The 14,869-nt window shown below is 62.2% G+C and carries 17 protein-coding genes; 8 read left to right on the top strand and 9 right to left on the bottom strand.

Features of this window, described 5'->3' with window-relative positions; translation table 11 throughout:
• Positions 1–213: 213 nt before the first annotated feature.
• Genes DEM26_RS10645 through glpD form a run of 7 tightly spaced genes read right to left on the bottom strand, consistent with a single transcriptional unit; the run spans position 214 to position 7,751 of the window.
• A complete protein-coding gene (locus DEM26_RS10645; RefSeq protein WP_075777592.1) occupies positions 214–1,944 on the bottom strand; it encodes an ABC transporter substrate-binding protein in 1,731 nt (576 codons plus the stop codon).
• A 39-nt stretch (positions 1,945–1,983) separates the two neighbouring features.
• Positions 1,984–2,256 carry a DUF2160 domain-containing protein gene (locus DEM26_RS10640; protein ID WP_088735573.1) on the bottom strand — a complete coding sequence of 91 codons (273 nt, stop codon included), beginning with the start codon at positions 2,254–2,256 and terminating at the stop codon, positions 1,984–1,986.
• A 12-nt stretch (positions 2,257–2,268) separates the two neighbouring features.
• Positions 2,269–3,072: a carbohydrate ABC transporter permease gene (locus DEM26_RS10635; RefSeq protein ID WP_109172361.1), complete on the bottom strand. Its 804-nt coding sequence runs from the start codon at positions 3,070–3,072 to the stop codon at positions 2,269–2,271.
• A complete protein-coding gene (locus DEM26_RS10630) occupies positions 3,072–3,944 on the bottom strand; it encodes a carbohydrate ABC transporter permease (protein ID WP_075777589.1) in 873 nt (290 codons plus the stop codon). The genes DEM26_RS10635 and DEM26_RS10630 overlap by 1 nt, the downstream gene beginning before the upstream one ends.
• Positions 3,944–5,035 carry an ABC transporter ATP-binding protein gene (locus DEM26_RS10625; protein WP_109172360.1) on the bottom strand — a complete coding sequence of 364 codons (1,092 nt, stop codon included), beginning with the start codon at positions 5,033–5,035 and terminating at the stop codon, positions 3,944–3,946. The genes DEM26_RS10630 and DEM26_RS10625 overlap by 1 nt, the downstream gene beginning before the upstream one ends.
• An 11-nt stretch (positions 5,036–5,046) precedes the next feature.
• Positions 5,047–6,141 carry an ABC transporter ATP-binding protein gene (locus DEM26_RS10620; RefSeq protein WP_109172359.1) on the bottom strand — a complete coding sequence of 365 codons (1,095 nt, stop codon included), beginning with the start codon at positions 6,139–6,141 and terminating at the stop codon, positions 5,047–5,049.
• The gene (glpD, locus tag DEM26_RS10615) at positions 6,138–7,751 is read right to left on the bottom strand and encodes a glycerol-3-phosphate dehydrogenase (protein ID WP_109172358.1); all 1,614 of its coding nucleotides are present in this window, start codon (positions 7,749–7,751) and stop codon (positions 6,138–6,140) included. Before glpD ends, DEM26_RS10620 begins: the two co-directional genes overlap by 4 nt.
• Before the next feature lie 201 nt (positions 7,752–7,952).
• Between glpD and DEM26_RS10610 the strand changes: the two genes are divergently transcribed.
• The gene (locus DEM26_RS10610) at positions 7,953–8,711 is read left to right on the top strand and encodes a DeoR/GlpR family DNA-binding transcription regulator (RefSeq protein WP_088720030.1); all 759 of its coding nucleotides are present in this window, start codon (positions 7,953–7,955) and stop codon (positions 8,709–8,711) included.
• Positions 8,712–9,150: 439 nt separating this feature from the next.
• On the opposite strand, the gene DEM26_RS20375 is transcribed toward DEM26_RS10610, so the two are convergent.
• Together DEM26_RS20375 and DEM26_RS20845 are read right to left on the bottom strand one after the other, a co-directional pair.
• Complete coding sequence (locus DEM26_RS20375) at positions 9,151–9,312, bottom strand: hypothetical protein (RefSeq protein WP_157771540.1); 162 nt, start codon at positions 9,310–9,312, stop codon at positions 9,151–9,153.
• Positions 9,251–9,709, bottom strand: a complete 459-nt coding sequence (locus DEM26_RS20845; protein WP_304571998.1) for a cold-shock protein — start codon at positions 9,707–9,709, stop codon at positions 9,251–9,253. The genes DEM26_RS20375 and DEM26_RS20845 overlap by 62 nt, the downstream gene beginning before the upstream one ends.
• A 361-nt stretch (positions 9,710–10,070) precedes the next feature.
• On the opposite strand from DEM26_RS20845, the gene DEM26_RS20660 reads away from it, so the two are divergent.
• From DEM26_RS20660 to DEM26_RS10570, 7 genes are all read left to right on the top strand, one after another.
• On the top strand, positions 10,071–10,706 hold the full coding sequence (locus DEM26_RS20660) for a DUF982 domain-containing protein (RefSeq protein ID WP_233243072.1): 636 nt from the start codon (positions 10,071–10,073) through the stop codon (positions 10,704–10,706).
• 124 nt (positions 10,707–10,830) lie between these two features.
• Complete coding sequence (locus DEM26_RS10595) at positions 10,831–11,478, top strand: lysophospholipid acyltransferase family protein (protein WP_077701068.1); 648 nt, start codon at positions 10,831–10,833, stop codon at positions 11,476–11,478.
• 290 nt (positions 11,479–11,768) lie between these two features.
• A complete protein-coding gene (locus tag DEM26_RS10590; protein WP_075777688.1) occupies positions 11,769–12,110 on the top strand; it encodes a cupredoxin domain-containing protein in 342 nt (113 codons plus the stop codon).
• 24 nt (positions 12,111–12,134) lie between these two features.
• Positions 12,135–12,965: an FTR1 family iron permease gene (locus tag DEM26_RS10585; protein WP_075777687.1), complete on the top strand. Its 831-nt coding sequence runs from the start codon at positions 12,135–12,137 to the stop codon at positions 12,963–12,965.
• A gap of 100 nt (positions 12,966–13,065) precedes the next feature.
• On the top strand, positions 13,066–13,437 hold the full coding sequence (locus tag DEM26_RS10580) for a COG4315 family predicted lipoprotein (RefSeq protein WP_088720025.1): 372 nt from the start codon (positions 13,066–13,068) through the stop codon (positions 13,435–13,437).
• A gap of 56 nt (positions 13,438–13,493) precedes the next feature.
• Positions 13,494–14,018: an RNA polymerase sigma factor gene (locus DEM26_RS10575; RefSeq protein ID WP_233243071.1), complete on the top strand. Its 525-nt coding sequence runs from the start codon at positions 13,494–13,496 to the stop codon at positions 14,016–14,018.
• On the top strand, positions 14,015–14,788 hold the full coding sequence (locus tag DEM26_RS10570) for an anti-sigma factor family protein (RefSeq protein ID WP_199224651.1): 774 nt from the start codon (positions 14,015–14,017) through the stop codon (positions 14,786–14,788). Before DEM26_RS10575 ends, DEM26_RS10570 begins: the two co-directional genes overlap by 4 nt.
• The last annotated feature ends 81 nt before the right edge of the window (positions 14,789–14,869 follow it).

The following is a 14,869-nucleotide window of genomic DNA, read 5'->3' as shown; positions in this document are numbered from 1 at the left end:
GCGGGAAATGCTGCGTGAATTCCTGCTGCGCGCTCGCCACCGGGCGCAGCGCGCCGTCAAAGACGATCGCCCGCGACGACGTGGTGCCTTGGTCGATTGCCAGAATATGGGTCATCAATCCTACCGTTCTCTTTCTGGCGATGCCCTCTCCATCCAGGGCATGGCGAGAAAGAGAACGAGGCGATGCCGCGGCACCGCCTCGCCTCGTTTCAGTTATTCATTCCAGCTTTTCACGAGCTCGTCGTAATCGACGGTGATCGGCTTTTCGCTCTCGTTGTCCAGCTTCAGCTTGGGCGATTGCGAGCCATGCTCGACCGAATAGTTATGCCACCATTCGAGATCGTGCTTCTCGGCCATTTTCGGACCCTTGTCGCCTTGGACACCCGCACGCTCGAGACGCTCGAGCACCTTTTCCTGGGCTTCGCAGAGCGAGTCCATGGCTTCCTGCACGGTTTTCGCACCCGAGGACGCATCCCCGATATTCTGCCACCACAGCTGCGCCAGTTTCGGATAATCCGGCACGTTGGTGCCCGTAGGCGTCCACTGAACGCGGGCGGGCGAGCGGTAGAATTCGATCAGACCGCCCAGATCGGGCGCGCGATCGGTGAAGCTCTTGTCCTGAATCGTGCTTTCACGAATGAAGGTCAGACCCACTTGGCTCTTCTTCACGTCGACGAGTTTGGACGTCACAAACTGAGCATAGAGCCACGCGGCCTGTGCCCGCTCGAGCGGAGTCGATTTCATCAGCGTCCACGAACCCACGTCCTGGTAGCCGAGCTTCATGCCCTTCTCCCAGTAGGCGCCATGCGGGGACGGTGCCATGCGCCATTTCGGCGTACCATCCTCGTTCACGACGGGCAGACCCTTCTTCACCATGTCGGCGGTGAAGGCCGTATACCAGAAGGCCTGCTGAGCGACCTCGCCCTGCGCCGGAACCGGACCCGCCTCGGAGAAGGTCATGCCTTCGGCAGACGGCGGAGCATAGTTCTTCAGCCAGTCGATATACTTCTGGACGGCGTAAACCGCCGCCGGACCGTTGGTCGCGCCGCCACGATCGACGCAGGAGCCGATCGGCTGATCCTGCTCGTTAACGCGGATGCCCCATTCGTCGACCGGCTTGCCGTTCGGCAGGCCCTTGTCGCCTTCGCCGGCCATCGACAGCCACGCATCGGTGAAGCGCCAGCCGAGCGAGGGGTCCTTCTTGCCATAGTCCATGTTGCCATAGACCTTCTTCGGACCGCCGATATAGGACATGTCGCGCCCGGTGAAGAACTTGGCGATATCCTCATAGGCCGACCAGTTCACGGGCACGCCGAGATCGTAGCCGTATTCGTCCTTGAAGTCCTTCTTGGTCTTCTCGTCGTTGAACCAGTCGTAGCGGAACCAGTAGAGGTTCGCGAATTGCTGGTCGGGCAGCTGGTAGAGCTTGCCGTCCGGCCCGGTGGTGAAGCTGAGGCCGATGAAATCCTCGAGGTCGAAGTAGGGATCGGTGACCGCTTTGCCGTCGCCTTCCATCCAATCGGTCAGATCGCGAACCTGACCATAGCGCCAGTGCGTCCCGATGAAATCGGAGTCGTTGACATAGGCGTCGTAGATATTCTCGCCCGTCTGCATCTGGGTCTGGATCTTCTCGACGACGTCGCCTTCCTGAATCACGTCATGGATCACCTTGATCCCGGTGATCTTCTCGAACCACGGCGCGAGCGTCTTCGACTCGTAGGCGTGGGTCGTGAGCGATTCCGAGACCACGTGGATCTCCATGCCCTGATAGGGCTTCGCCGCGTCGACGAACCATTGCAGTTCCTTTTCGGCATCGGCTTGCGACAGTGTCGTCATGTCGCCGATTTCCTGCTCGAGGAACTGCTTGCCCGCCTCCATATCGGCCAAGGCTGGTGACGCGACCATTAGCGCAAGCGCCATCGCGGTAGTTAAACGCAGTCTCATAGTTTCTCCTCCCTGAGTTTTTGCGTTGTTTGTCTTGGATCAGACCCAGCGGAACACGGCCGCCGCCCAGACGAAGCTGAGGATCAGCCCGCCCCAGACCGGCGCTCCCGCCATGCCCAGCCAGATCAGATTGATGAAAGCCGCCCCGAGCAGGCTGATGAACAGCCGGTCGCCCCGGGTCGTCTCGATACGAAGGATGCCGACGCGTGGCGTCTCGGGACGTTTGATCCCGATCACGGTGAAGATCACCAACAAGAGCGCAATCACCGCGAAGAATAATGCGGTCGGCCATGTCCATGCCATCCAGCTCATAGTGCTTCCTCCTCAGACGCGGCCCAGGGCGAAGCCCTTGGCGATGTAGTTGCGCACGAAATAGATCACGAGCGCCCCGGGAATGATGGTGAGAACCCCAGCAGCTGCGAGCAGCCCCCAATCCACCCCCGAAGCGGAGACGGTACGGGTCATGGTCGCCCCAATCGGCTTGGCCGCGACCGATGTCAGCGTGCGCGACAGCAGCAGCTCGACCCAGGAGAACATGAAACAGAAGAAGGCCGCGACCCCGATGCCGGATGCGATAAGCGGCATGAAGATCTTGATGAAGAAACGCCCGAAGGAATAGCCGTCGATATAGGCGGTCTCGTCGATCTCCTTCGGAACCCCGCGCATGAAGCCCTCGAGAATCCAGACTGCGAGGGGCACGTTGAACAGCGTGTGCGCCAGCGCCACCGCGATATGCGTGTCGAACAGCCCGATCGAGGAATAAAGCTGGAAGAACGGCAGGGCGAAAACCGCGGGCGGCGCCATCCGGTTCGTCAGCAACCAGAAGAACAGGTGTTTGTCGCCCATGAAGTTGTAGCGCGAGAACGCGTAGGCGGCAGGCAGCGCGACGGTGATCGAAATCACCGTGTTCTGGACCACGTAGTTGAGCGAATTGACGTAGCCCATGTACCAGCTCGGATCGGTGAAGATCTTGACGTAGTTTGCGAAAGTCAGATGGTGCGGCCAGAGCGAAAAGCTCGACAGGATCTCCTCGTTGGTCTTCAGGCTCATGTTCAGAAGCCAGTAGATCGGGATCATCAGGAACAGCAGGTAAAGCGCCATGACGATCGGTTGTGATTTCAGTCGCATCACTTGCCCTCCGACTTCTCGATATTGGTCATCACCGTGTAGAAGGCCCAGCTCACCAACAGGATCACGAGGAAATACATCAGCGAGTAGGCCGCGGCGGGACCGAGGTCGAACTGCCCCAGCGCCATCTTCACGAGGTCGATCGACAGGAAGGTGGTGGAGTTGCCGGGGCCGCCGCCGGTGACGACGAAGGGTTCGGTGTAAATCTTGAAACTGTCCATGAAGCGCAGCAGGATCGCGATGGTCAGCACGCCCTGCATCTTCGGCAGCTCGATGTAGCGGAAGATCTTCCAGCGGCTCGCCTGATCGATCTTGGCCGCCTGGTAGTAGGCGTCCGGAATGGATTGCAGCCCGGCATAGGCCAGAAGCGCGACCAGCGACGTCCAGTGCCAGACATCCATCACAACGATGGTGATCCAGGCATCGCGGACATTTGCGGTGTAGTTGTAGTCGATCCCCATTGCGTCGAGCGAATATCCCAAGAGACCGATATCCACGCGCCCGAAAATCTGCCAGATCGTGCCGACCACGTTGAACGGGATCAGCAACGGCAGCGCCATCGTCACCAGGCAGAACGAGGCCCAGGCGCCACGCTTGGGCATATTGAGCGCAACGAACACCCCGAGCGGCACCTCGATCGCGAGGATGATCGCCGAGAACATCGTCTGCCGCCCGAGCGCGTTCCACATGCGATCCGAATGCAGCATCTCATCGAACCATTCGAGCCCGGCCCAGAAGAAGACGTTATTTCCGAACGTGTCCTGAACCGAATAATTCACCACTGTCATCAGTGGGATCACCGCCGAGAAGGCGACCAGCAACAGGACCGGCAGAACCAGCCACCAAGCGCGGTTATTCTGTGTCTTTTCCATCAGCTTGCCTCCCCGATCGGTGCGACGCGCCAATTTTCGGCGTAAATGTTGATCTGTTCGGGTGCGAGGATCAGCCGGTTCGCATCTGCGGGCACCGGCGCCCCCTCGGGCACGGAGATATTCAGCTCCGTCCCGGCAGCCCGGGCCCGGACGATCCGGTGGCGTCCGACATCCTCGACGCGCTCGATCTGCACCGGCAGGCCATCTCCCTCATCCGAGAGCGCACAGAATTCTGGACGGATGCCAAGCTGGACGCGACCTTCCAATGGCCCATTCGAATAGGCCGCGCCCAGCGGGATCTCGTAGCCGTCGATGACGGCCCGCGATCCCGACACCTTGGCCTCTAGGAAATTCATTCCGGGAGAGCCAATGAAGTAACCCACGAATGTATGCGCGGGCCGCTCGAACAATTCCTTCGGCGTTCCCATCTGCACGACCCGGCCTTCGGACATCACGACCACCTTGTCGGCGAAGGTCAGCGCCTCTGTCTGGTCATGGGTGACGTAGATCATCGTGTGCCCGAACTCGCGATGAAGCGCTTTCAGCTGCGTGCGGAGTTCGAACTTCATATGCGGGTCGATGACGGTCAGCGGCTCGTCGAAGAGGATCGCATTGACGTCCTCGCGCACCATGCCGCGCCCGAGGCTGATCTTCTGCTTGGCGTCCGCTGTCAGGCCGCGTGCCTTGCGCGAAAGCACCTCCTCCATCCCGATCATCGCAGCGATCTGGTCGACCCGCGCCTTGATGTAATCGGCTCTCATGCCGCGATTTTTCAGGGGAAAGGCTAGGTTGTCGCGCACCGTCATCGTGTCGTAGACGACGGGAAACTGGAACACCTGAGCGATATTTCGTTCCGCCGTCGCTGCGTGGGTGACGTCCTTTCCGTCGAAAAGGATCCGTCCCTGCGAAGGTTGCAGCAGTCCCGAGATGATGTTGAGAAGTGTAGATTTTCCGCAGCCCGAGGATCCCAGAAGGGCATAGGCGCCGCCGTCGTCCCAGATATGATCGAAGGGTTTGAGCGCCCAGTCATCCTCCGAACTCGGATCGGGCAGATAACTATGCGCAAGATTGTTCAAAGTGATTTGTGCCATTGTCTTCCCCCTCAAGCCGCCTGCGCATATGCGGCCGGAACCGCCAGAGATCCGTCCTCTGAGAACAGGTAAATCCGATCGGTATCTACCGCGATCACCACTTCGTCCCCCGTGCCGAGGTCATAGACGCCAGGGATCAGGGCGACCCAGGACTGGTCGCCGTGACGCAGATGCAGATAAGTCTCCGATCCCGTCACCTCGGTGCCGGTCAGCTGGCAGCGGAATTCGAGCGCGTTGCCATCCCCTCCCTCTCGCGCCAGGTGGACGTGATTGGGCCGGAAGCCGGCGATGTAGCGCCCTGCCTCGAGCTGCGCGAAACCGCCGTCGGCCGGCCAGCGCGCCTCTCCGCCGAAAACGAGACGGTGACCGTCGCGCGCGACCTCGACGAAATTCATCGGCGGATCCGAGAAGACTCGCGCCGTAATCTGGTCGCGCGGCTGGCGGTAGACCTCGGCGGTCGGGCCGAACTGTGTGATCCGCCCCTCCCAGAGCGTCGCGGTATTGCCACCGAGCAGGAGTGCCTCTTCCGGCTCGGTCGTGGCGTAGACGAAGATTGCGCCGGAAGCTTCGAAGATTTTCGGAATTTCGACACGCAACTCCTCGCGGAGCTTGTAGTCGAGATTGGCCAGCGGTTCGTCGAGCAGCACGAGCCCCGCGCCTTTTACGAGCGCCCGCGCCAGCGCGCAGCGTTGCTGCTGGCCGCCCGACAGCTCCAGCGGTTTGCGCTCGAGCATCGGCGTCAGCTTCATCATCTCGGCGGTCTCGCGTACGCGCCGGTCGATCTCGGAGGCCTCGCGCTTCTGCAGTCGCAGCGGCGAGGCGATGTTGTCGAAGACACTCATCGCCGGGTAGTTGATGAATTGCTGGTAGACCATCGCCACCTTCCGGTCCTGCACCCGCGCGCCGGTGACGTCCTCGCCTTCCCAGAAGACTCGGCCGGCGCTCGGCTCATCGAGCCCCGCCATAAGCCGCATCAGCGACGTCTTGCCCGCCAGCGTCGGCCCGAGAAGCACGTTCATCGTGCCCTTCTGCAAGACGAGATCGGTCGGGTAGATATGGGTCCGCCCATCGACTACTCGCTCGACGCCTTTCAACTCCAGTGTCATGCCTGCCCCCTCATTCCGCTACCCGCGCCCTGCTGATCCGCAAGTCGTGCTTTCGTGTATTCGGCCAATGTTTCGATCTCGGATGCGCTCAGACGGAGCCCGAGCTTGGTCCGGCGCCAGACGATATCGTCGGCGGTCTGCGCCCATTCCTTCTTCATCAGCCAGTCGACCTCGGCAGCACGGAGCGTCGCGCCGAAATCCTGTCCGAGATCCTCTGCCGATTTCGCATCGCCAAGGATTTCGCGCGCATCGAGCCCGTAATGACGCAGCATCCGCTCCGCCCATGCCGAATCCAGGAACGGATACTCGCGCATGAGTTCGCCAAGAATTCGATCGGTCTCGGTCGGCGCGAACTCTCCGCCCGGCAAGGATGCGCGCGCAGTCCATTCCCCGGGCATATCCGGGAAATAAGGCGCGAGCTTTGCCAGCGCGCCTTCGGCCAAGCGGCGATAGGTCGTGATCTTTCCACCGAACACGTTGAGCAGCGGAAGCCCCGCCTGATCGTCCAGCGAGAGCACGTAGTCGCGCGTCGCCGCCGTCGCCGAAGACGCCCCGTCATTATAGAGCGGCCGCACGCCCGAATAGGTCCAGACGATGTCGTCCCGGGTCACTGGCGTCTTGAAATAATTCGACACGAAGGCGCAGAGATAATCTTTCTCGGCGTCGGTGCAGACGGCTTCGCCCGGCGGCCCCTGATGATCCTGATCCGTGGTACCGATAAGCGTGAAATCCTGCTCGTAGGGGATCGCGAAACAAATCCGGCCATCCTCGCCCTGGAAGAAATAGCAGCGGTCATGGTCGTAGAGCTTGCGCGTGACGATATGGCTTCCACGGACCAAGCGGATCGACTCCCGCGTGTTGATCCGCACCGTGTTGGTGATCACGTTCTCGACCCAGGGCCCCCCGGCATTCACCAGCGCGCGGGCGTAGTGTTCGCGACGCCCTTCCCTGCCTTCGGTGGTGACATGCCAAACCCCGTCGCGCCGCTCGGCTGCGACGACCTTCGTGCGGGTCAGGATCGTGGCGCCGCGCGCCTCGGCATCCCGGGCGTTCAGGACGACCAGACGCGCATCCTGAACCCAGCAATCCGAATACTCGTAGGCAAAACGGAACCGCTCTTGCAGCGGTCGACCCGCCTCGTCCTCGGAAAGATCGAGAGTTTCCGTTCCGGGAAGCAGATTGCGCCCGCCAAGATGGTCGTAAAGAAAAAGGCCCAGCCGAATGAGCCAGGCCGGGCGGCGCCCTTTCATCCAGGGCATGATCCGCGAGAGCAGACGCGACGTGGGCGTGTCGCTCTCGAAACGCATGTCGGCGCTGTAGGGCAGCACGAAACGCATCGGCCAGCTGATATGGGGCATGGCGTTCAGGAGTACTTCGCGTTCGCGCAACGCTTCGCGCACCAGCCTGAATTCGAAAAACTCGAGATAGCGCAAGCCACCATGGAACAATTTGGTCGACGAAGACGAGGTCGCCTGCGCGAGATCGCCCATTTCCGCAAGCGTCACCGACAGTCCGCGCCCCGCAGCGTCCCGGGCGATACCGCACCCGTTGATGCCGCCGCCGATCACGAAAAGATCGGTCACCCGGTCGTTATTTTCGAAAGCTGGCACAGACGATCCTCCCTCGCTGCGCCTACAAACGTGAGCGATTCGTTACTTTCTGTCAAAAGTTTTTTCGTTTTTGATCGTTTTGCGGCGTTTTTCTGGATTTTCGCGGGTAATAGCGCGATCCCGCAAATCGCACGAAGCGCCCGGGCGACACGGGCGTGACACGGGCGTGAAGCTGTGGCAGGGGACTTCCAAGGAGGCCGCATGGCGCTAAATTTTCGACAGAACGAAATTCTCGAAATCGCGCGCAGCGACGGGCGTGTCGTGGTCGAAACGCTGGCCGAGCATTTCAATGTTTCGCTGCAGACGATCCGTCGCGATTTGTCGGAGCTATCCGACGCAGGACATCTCGACCGCGTTCATGGTGGCGCCGTCATCCGGAAGGGCGTCGTCAATTTCGATTACGAAGAACGGCGCCGGATGGGTGCGGATGCGAAAGCGGCCATCGGTCGGGCCTGCGCCAAGGAAATCCCCGATAACAGCTCGATAATCCTTAATCTCGGCACCACGACCGAGGCTGTGGCGCGCGAACTCTGCCATCATTCGAACATTACCGTTGTCACGAACAACAGCAATGTTGCCAATACCTTACTGGCGAACGAGAGTTGCGAGATCATGGTGGCGGGCGGCAACCTGCGTCGGTCGGATGGCGGGCTGGTCGGCGATCTGACGGCCGATTTCATGAGTCAGTTCAAAGTGGATTTCGCGGTGATCGGCGTCTCGGCACTCGATGACGAGGGCGATTTGCTCGACTACGATCTCGCCGAAGTCCGCGTCAGCCGGACAATCATACGCCAGGCACGCAAGGTCTTCTTGGTCACCGACAGTTCGAAACTGACGCGCTCCGCTCCGGTGCGGCTCGCCTCGCTCGAAGAGATCGACACGATCTTTACAGACGCGCCGCTCTCCGATGCGCTGACCAAGCGCTGCGCGGAATGGAACACCAAAATCGTCGTCGTCTAAGGGCCGCGCTGAACGCTCCTGAGCAGAAGCACCGCCTGCGGAAAGAACCCGCGTTCGTGTAGACGGACATTCCCTCGATTGAGCAGATCTTCGTCCCGGATCCTTTCGCAAACTGGCGCAAGGATATCGCGGAATCGTGCCGGGGAACCTGAGCCGCGCAATCCCTCAATTGAAGCCCTAAGGCGTCGAAATCGAATGGAGCGGCATGACGATCACCGATGCGCAAAGTCTTCGCGCTTTCGCCAAGCCCGCGCGGCTGATCGACGATCCCTGTTCTTGAAGATCATCGATACCGTCTTCGAAAAAGCAAAACGGCAGGAGATACCCCCTGCCGCTCCACCTCCCGGCAAGTCGTGTGGCGAACGCCGGCCGGTTCACACGGAACCTCACATCGCTCAGCCATCTTGCCGGGAACTCCGGTCCTGTGTTGCAGGAAAGATCATTCCTGAACGCCGCGCGGCAAGGCGCTGCGCGTATCGTCACTCTTCTCTTCGGACAGCCCTCGGAAGAAGTGATGCCAAGCGAGGGCGGCATGGCCCTTATTGTTCGCAAGCTCGGTGGTCTGGGGTTTCCTGCCCGCAGGCATTTTTTCGACAGCCATGTTCGGCCCTCCATTTTATCCCGGAGAAATACTCGGGGAACTCCTCTGGGTGACCGGAGTCTCCGGTCAACTTCGCGGTCTCTCCTCGCGAGAAGGCTGCGTTGCGGCGCGTTCGTCGATCCGTGGCAATCGGGCCGCGCGTATGCGTGCGGTCGGAGCCGCTTTTTCTCGGCAGTGTCCTCACGGATGAGCCGCACTGCAGCGTCCGTCTTTTCCGGAGCGGTGGTCGGGCGGGCTGGCGCCCGTCGCGACGGGTTCGATTTCGTAAGTCCCGGCTTGCCCGTGATGGAGCTGCGAGAGGCCCGCGCTTCAGAGCCGAGATATGAACGAAAATATCCCGTCCGCCGGTCTTCGCTTCGATAAAGCCGAAGCCTATTGTCCGGTTGAACCGTCTCACGATGCCATTGGCCGTCGTGACGCCTCTTCACGCAGAGGCCGTCCGCAGAATGCGACAGCCAAACTCAGCCGCTTCGAAGAGGCAGACTTTAGCCAAGAAGATAGACAGGTTGCAGAAGGGAATAACGTTGCTCGTCATACTTACGCGACGCTGGCTCTTTTTGCAAAGCAAATAGGGGGCATGCCCCGGCCCTCATCTCTCGACCTTTCAGGGCACGGAATTATATCCTGCACAATCAAACCGTTGCGCAAAAACTCCGACGCGTTCGGGCAATTGCCTCGTAATTCGGGGGCAAATCGCTTATGTGTAAATTCGAAAATCTTAATTCTCGGACCCTGTTCCTCCCGGCTCAGCGACGATCTTGAGCTTTGTCGGGCCGCAGCTTTTCAAAGGCGGCATCAAGGAAAAGGAGCCTCACATCGGCCAATCGTGGCGTGACGCCGTTCGAGCAGACCAACCCCTCAGCCACCATATCGAGCTGACCTTGGTCGCCACCGCTATTTCCGCCCCTCGCGACCTCCGGGAGAGCTTCGCGTACCGAAGGGGCCGGATCGTGACCTTCGCGCATCGAAGCCGACACGTCGTGATCCGCTCGGAATACCAGACCAGCGCGCCAACGCGCGCCAACCCAATTCACCGCATAGCGCCGGCTTCGCCCGCCTATGCCTCCGTGATCGCGCGACCGTTGAAATCGGTGCTGTCACGAACACTTGGAAAGATACGAACCTTGATCGAAATTTACTGGGGCAAACCCATCTCCCTCGTCGTGTCGCCGAAAGGCGACGTCAAGTCCTTCAGCACCATCGAACAGGTGCATTACTGGTTGCGCAAGAAATGGCCGGTCAGCGACCTCGCGCAGAGCCGCGCGATTGACCGCGTCGAAGCGGCAATGGAGTGTCTGGGCACCGTGGCCGACGCGCGCAGCGCCTTCCTTGGTGCCGCAACCACTGCCGGATTCTTGCCATTGGAAACCTTGGATCATTCGATTGCAGCCTGATCAAACACCACATACGGCGCCGCGGGCGCGACAGGATCGGGAGAGATCGGCGCCTCGGCTGGAAGGCCTGCGCTCGAAGCTCTTCGACGCGCTCTTCGGTACGTGGACTGCACTGCAAGCCCCGATGATCCCGGTCCTCGCGCTGGCTCGGCGACCGCGGCTCGTGCGCGCCGCGGTCCGGTTCTGGACCGGCGGGGTCTTCGCGCTCGCACGCGGGGTTCTCAGGTTGCGCGTGCAGGAGCAAGGGCTCGAGAACAAGCATCTCGACAGCCCTTGCATCTACGTCTGCAACCACCAATCCACCTGGGAAACGCTGGCCTTCAACCGGCTCGTGCCCGATGTCTGCGTCATCGCGAAACACGAGTTGCGGCGTATCCCGATCTTCGGCTGGTACCTCGAACATTCGCCGATGATCCTGATCGACCGCAGCGCTGGCGGACGCGCCCTCGCCGGGATGATCACTCAGGCGCGCGAAGAGGCCGCCAAGGGCCGCTCGATTTTGATCTTTCCGGAAGGGACGCGGGTCGGCGTGGACGATCGCTGCGAGTTCCAGCCCGGCCTTATCGCGCTTTATCGCAAGCTCGGCCTGCCGATCGTCCCCGTCGCGCATAATGCCGGCCATGTCTGGCGCAAAGACGCGAAGACCGGCGGCACCATCACTGTGGCCTACTTCCCGGCGATCCCCCCCGGCCTCCCCGCGGCAGAGGTCAGCGCGCAGGTCGAAGCGCTTCTCAACGTCGAGAAGGACCGCCTCCCCCCCGCGCGCCCCTGAACGAATACGCTAAATGTGTCCTGCGTTTCTTGCGTGGGACCGGCCTCTCCCTTGGCGCCCGCGAAGAGCGGGCCTCACAATGAGAGGCCCCTATTCTTGAAATGAATACAAAAACGCATCGCGGCGCCTATGGCCGATGGTCTGTCATCGGCTGCCCGCGAACAGAAGAGCCAGACGGCTCAGCGCCCATCCGCTGTCCCGAGTCAAAAGCCATAGCATTTTAATCGGGATTTCTTGACCCAAGTGTTTTTGTCGGTTATTCGGGCACCGAACAGACAAGCAGGAACATCATGACTCGCATTTCACGCATTCTTCCCGCGCTTTTCGTGCTCGCCTGCGCGCCGGCGCTGGCCGTGGCGGACGAGACAATCCCGACGATTACCCTGACCGACGGGGTCGTCTCGCCGCAGCAGATCGACCTTCCTGCGGATACCGCCGTGACGCTGACCGTCTCGAATACCGGCAAGACCGCAGCCGAGTTCGAGAGCAAGCGCCTGCGGATCGAGAAGATCATCGCGCCGGGCCAGACTGAGACGATCGAACTCCGGGCGCTGCCGGCGGGCAGCTATCCCTTCGTCGAGGAATTCCACGAGGATCAAGACACCGCCAAGGGCACGATCGTCGTCAAGTAACCCACCAACCCACGAGAGAATGTCATGGACGGACAGATCATCTTCATCCTGTGGCGTGAGAGCGTCGAGGCGCTGCTCGTCATAGGCATTCTCGCAGGTTGGCTCGCACATGAAGGCGCCGGGCGACGCGCGGCGCGCTTCCTCTGGGGTGGCGTTCTGACCGGGCTGGCGCTGGCGCTGGCCTTCGCGCTGACGCTGCTGGGCTTCTCGAAACTGCTGTCGACCGAGGTCCGTCAGGACCTGATGACGGTGATGGTCTTCGTAGCCGCCGGGCTGATCGTGCAGATGGTGGTCTGGATGCGCGGCCACGGCCGCACACTGAAACGCGATCTCGAGGCCGGGCTGAAGGCCGCCGCGATACGTCAGGGCTGGTGGGCGGTTTTCCTACTCGCGATGGCGGCGGTAGCGCGCGAGGGCTCGGAAACGGTAGTATTCCTCTACGGCTCGCTCGCCGCGGCGAAGCAGAGCGAGATGACCGGCGTTCTCGCCTCGATCGCGGTCGGTGTGGCCGCGGCCGGAGCGACCTATGCGCTGCTGCGGGCCGGCGCGAAGTTCCTGCCGTGGCGCGGCTTCTTCCGGGTGTCCGAGGTGATGCTGCTCCTGCTGGGCGCTGCGCTCTTCACCACCGGCGTGGATGATCTCGTCTCGACGGGCATCCTGCCCTTCGGCGCGCCACTCTGGGACATGAGTGCGCTGCTCGATGACGGGGGCCGTCTTGGCGGGCTGATCTCGGCGCTGACCGGTTACCGTGCCGCGCCGGACGCCGCGACGCTGGGCGGCTGGATCGTCTACTGGGCGTCGGTCGCAGGTATCCTGCGCTGGCAGAGCCGCAGCTTACAAGCCCGTCTGGCCTGAGGCCCATCTTACAATTCGCATTTTTTTGCCCCGGCCGGGATTATTCCCGCGCCGGGGTCGTCTTCTTCCCTACAGGACCCAAACCCGAGAGGAGAGGAAGATGAAACGTTTTCTGCTGACCACTGCCGTTTTGCTGGCCGCGAGCATTGCGCAAGCCGATCCCGCCAGTGTCACCGACACCGCAAAGGGGCCGACGCTCGTCGATTCCGCGGGCATGACGCTTTACACCTTCGCCAAGGACAGTGAGGGGATGTCCGCCTGCACCGGGCCCTGCGCCACGAACTGGCCGCCGCTGATGGCCACCGCCGACGATCAGGCGATGGGCGACTGGAGCGTGATCACCCGCGACGACGGAACGAAGCAATGGGCTTACAAGGGCCAACCACTCTATACTTGGAAGAATGACACGAAGCCGGGCGACGTAACCGGTGACGGCGTCGCCAACGGCGCGTGGAAAGTCGCTCAGCCCTGACACAATCCCCGGGCGGTATCGCATTGACGCCGCCCGGTCGAACAAGGCCCGCCCATGTGACCCGTCGCACCCGCCACCTGATCGAGGCGCAGATTCCCGCGCTGCGCCGCTTCGCCTTCGCGCTGACCCGCGAGCGCGACGCGGCGGACGATCTTGTGCAGGACTGTCTCGCGCGGGCGCTGACGCGCTGGCACCTGCTGCGTTCGGAAGACCAGTTGCGGGCCTGGCTGTTTCGCATCCTGCGGAACCTCTACCACGATGCGCATCGCCGTCGCATCCGCCGCCCCGAGGGCGGGGCGCTCGATCCCGACGGGCTCGCTGGGCGCGATGCGGATGCCGAAACGGTCGTCTTTCTCGGCGACGTGTTCAGTGCGCTCGCTCGCCTGCCGATCGAGCAGCAGGAGGTACTTCTCTTGGTCGGAGTCGAGGATTTCAGCTACGAGGCGGTCGCCCGGATTCTTGGCCTGCCGAAGGGTACGGTGATGTCGCGCCTCGCCCGGGGACGCGAGGCGCTGCGCGAGATGACTGGCCATGACCGCCCCGATCGCACGCGCCACCCCCATCTGCGGAGGCTCAAATGACCGATCCCCATGCAGATCCCATCATGCGAAACGAGGCGGAGGTGCACGCCTATCTCGATGGCCGGCTCGCTCCCAAAGATCGCGCCCGGATGCAGGCCAAGCTCGCGGCGGATCCGGCGCTGGCGCAGCGGCTGTCCGCGATGCGCGCCGATCGCGACGCGCTGCGCGCAGCCCTCGCGCCGGTCCACGCCGCGCCTATCCCTGCGCGGCTGCGCCTCGCTGCGCCCGTGGGGGCAGGCTGGGTTCCGAGGGTAGCGGCGGCTATCGCGCTCTTCGCAGCGGGGCTTGGCGCCGGTTGGGGACTGGCGCGGCAGGGCGGCGGATCCCCCCGCGCTCCGCTGACCGAACTCGCCCGCGAGGCACAGGTCGCCCACGCGGTCTATTCGGTGGAGGTCGTCCACCCGGTCGAGGTCGCAGCACAGGAGCGCGCGCACCTGATGGCGTGGTTGTCGAAACGGCTCGACCGCAAGCTGGTCGCCCCGGACCTGTCGGCGCAGGGCTACACACTCGTGGGCGGACGCCTGTTGCCTGCCGATCAGGGTCCCGCCGCGCAGCTGATGTATGAAACCCAAGCAGGCGCGCGCCTGACGCTCTATGTCACCGCGCTTTCCACTGGAGAGACCGCATTTCGCCTGACCGAAGGGGATGGTGTCGCGAGTCTCGTCTGGGTCGACGGCGGCTACGGCTTCGCCCTCTCCGCGCCGCTGAGCAGCGCTGCACTCTGGCCGATGGCCAAGGCCGCCTACCGACAGCTCGCCTTCACCGGATGAACGAACCGTGCGCAAGGGACCGTCCGAGCGCGCCGTTGATCTGCCTCAATGTCGCGAACTCGTCAGAGGTGTATCGAGGCG

Origin of the sequence: Thioclava sp. NG1, from assembly GCF_003122275.1 — a bacterium.
GTDB classification, from domain to species: domain Bacteria; phylum Pseudomonadota; class Alphaproteobacteria; order Rhodobacterales; family Rhodobacteraceae; genus Thioclava; species Thioclava nitratireducens.
This window is presented reverse-complemented; position numbering and strand designations above follow the sequence as displayed.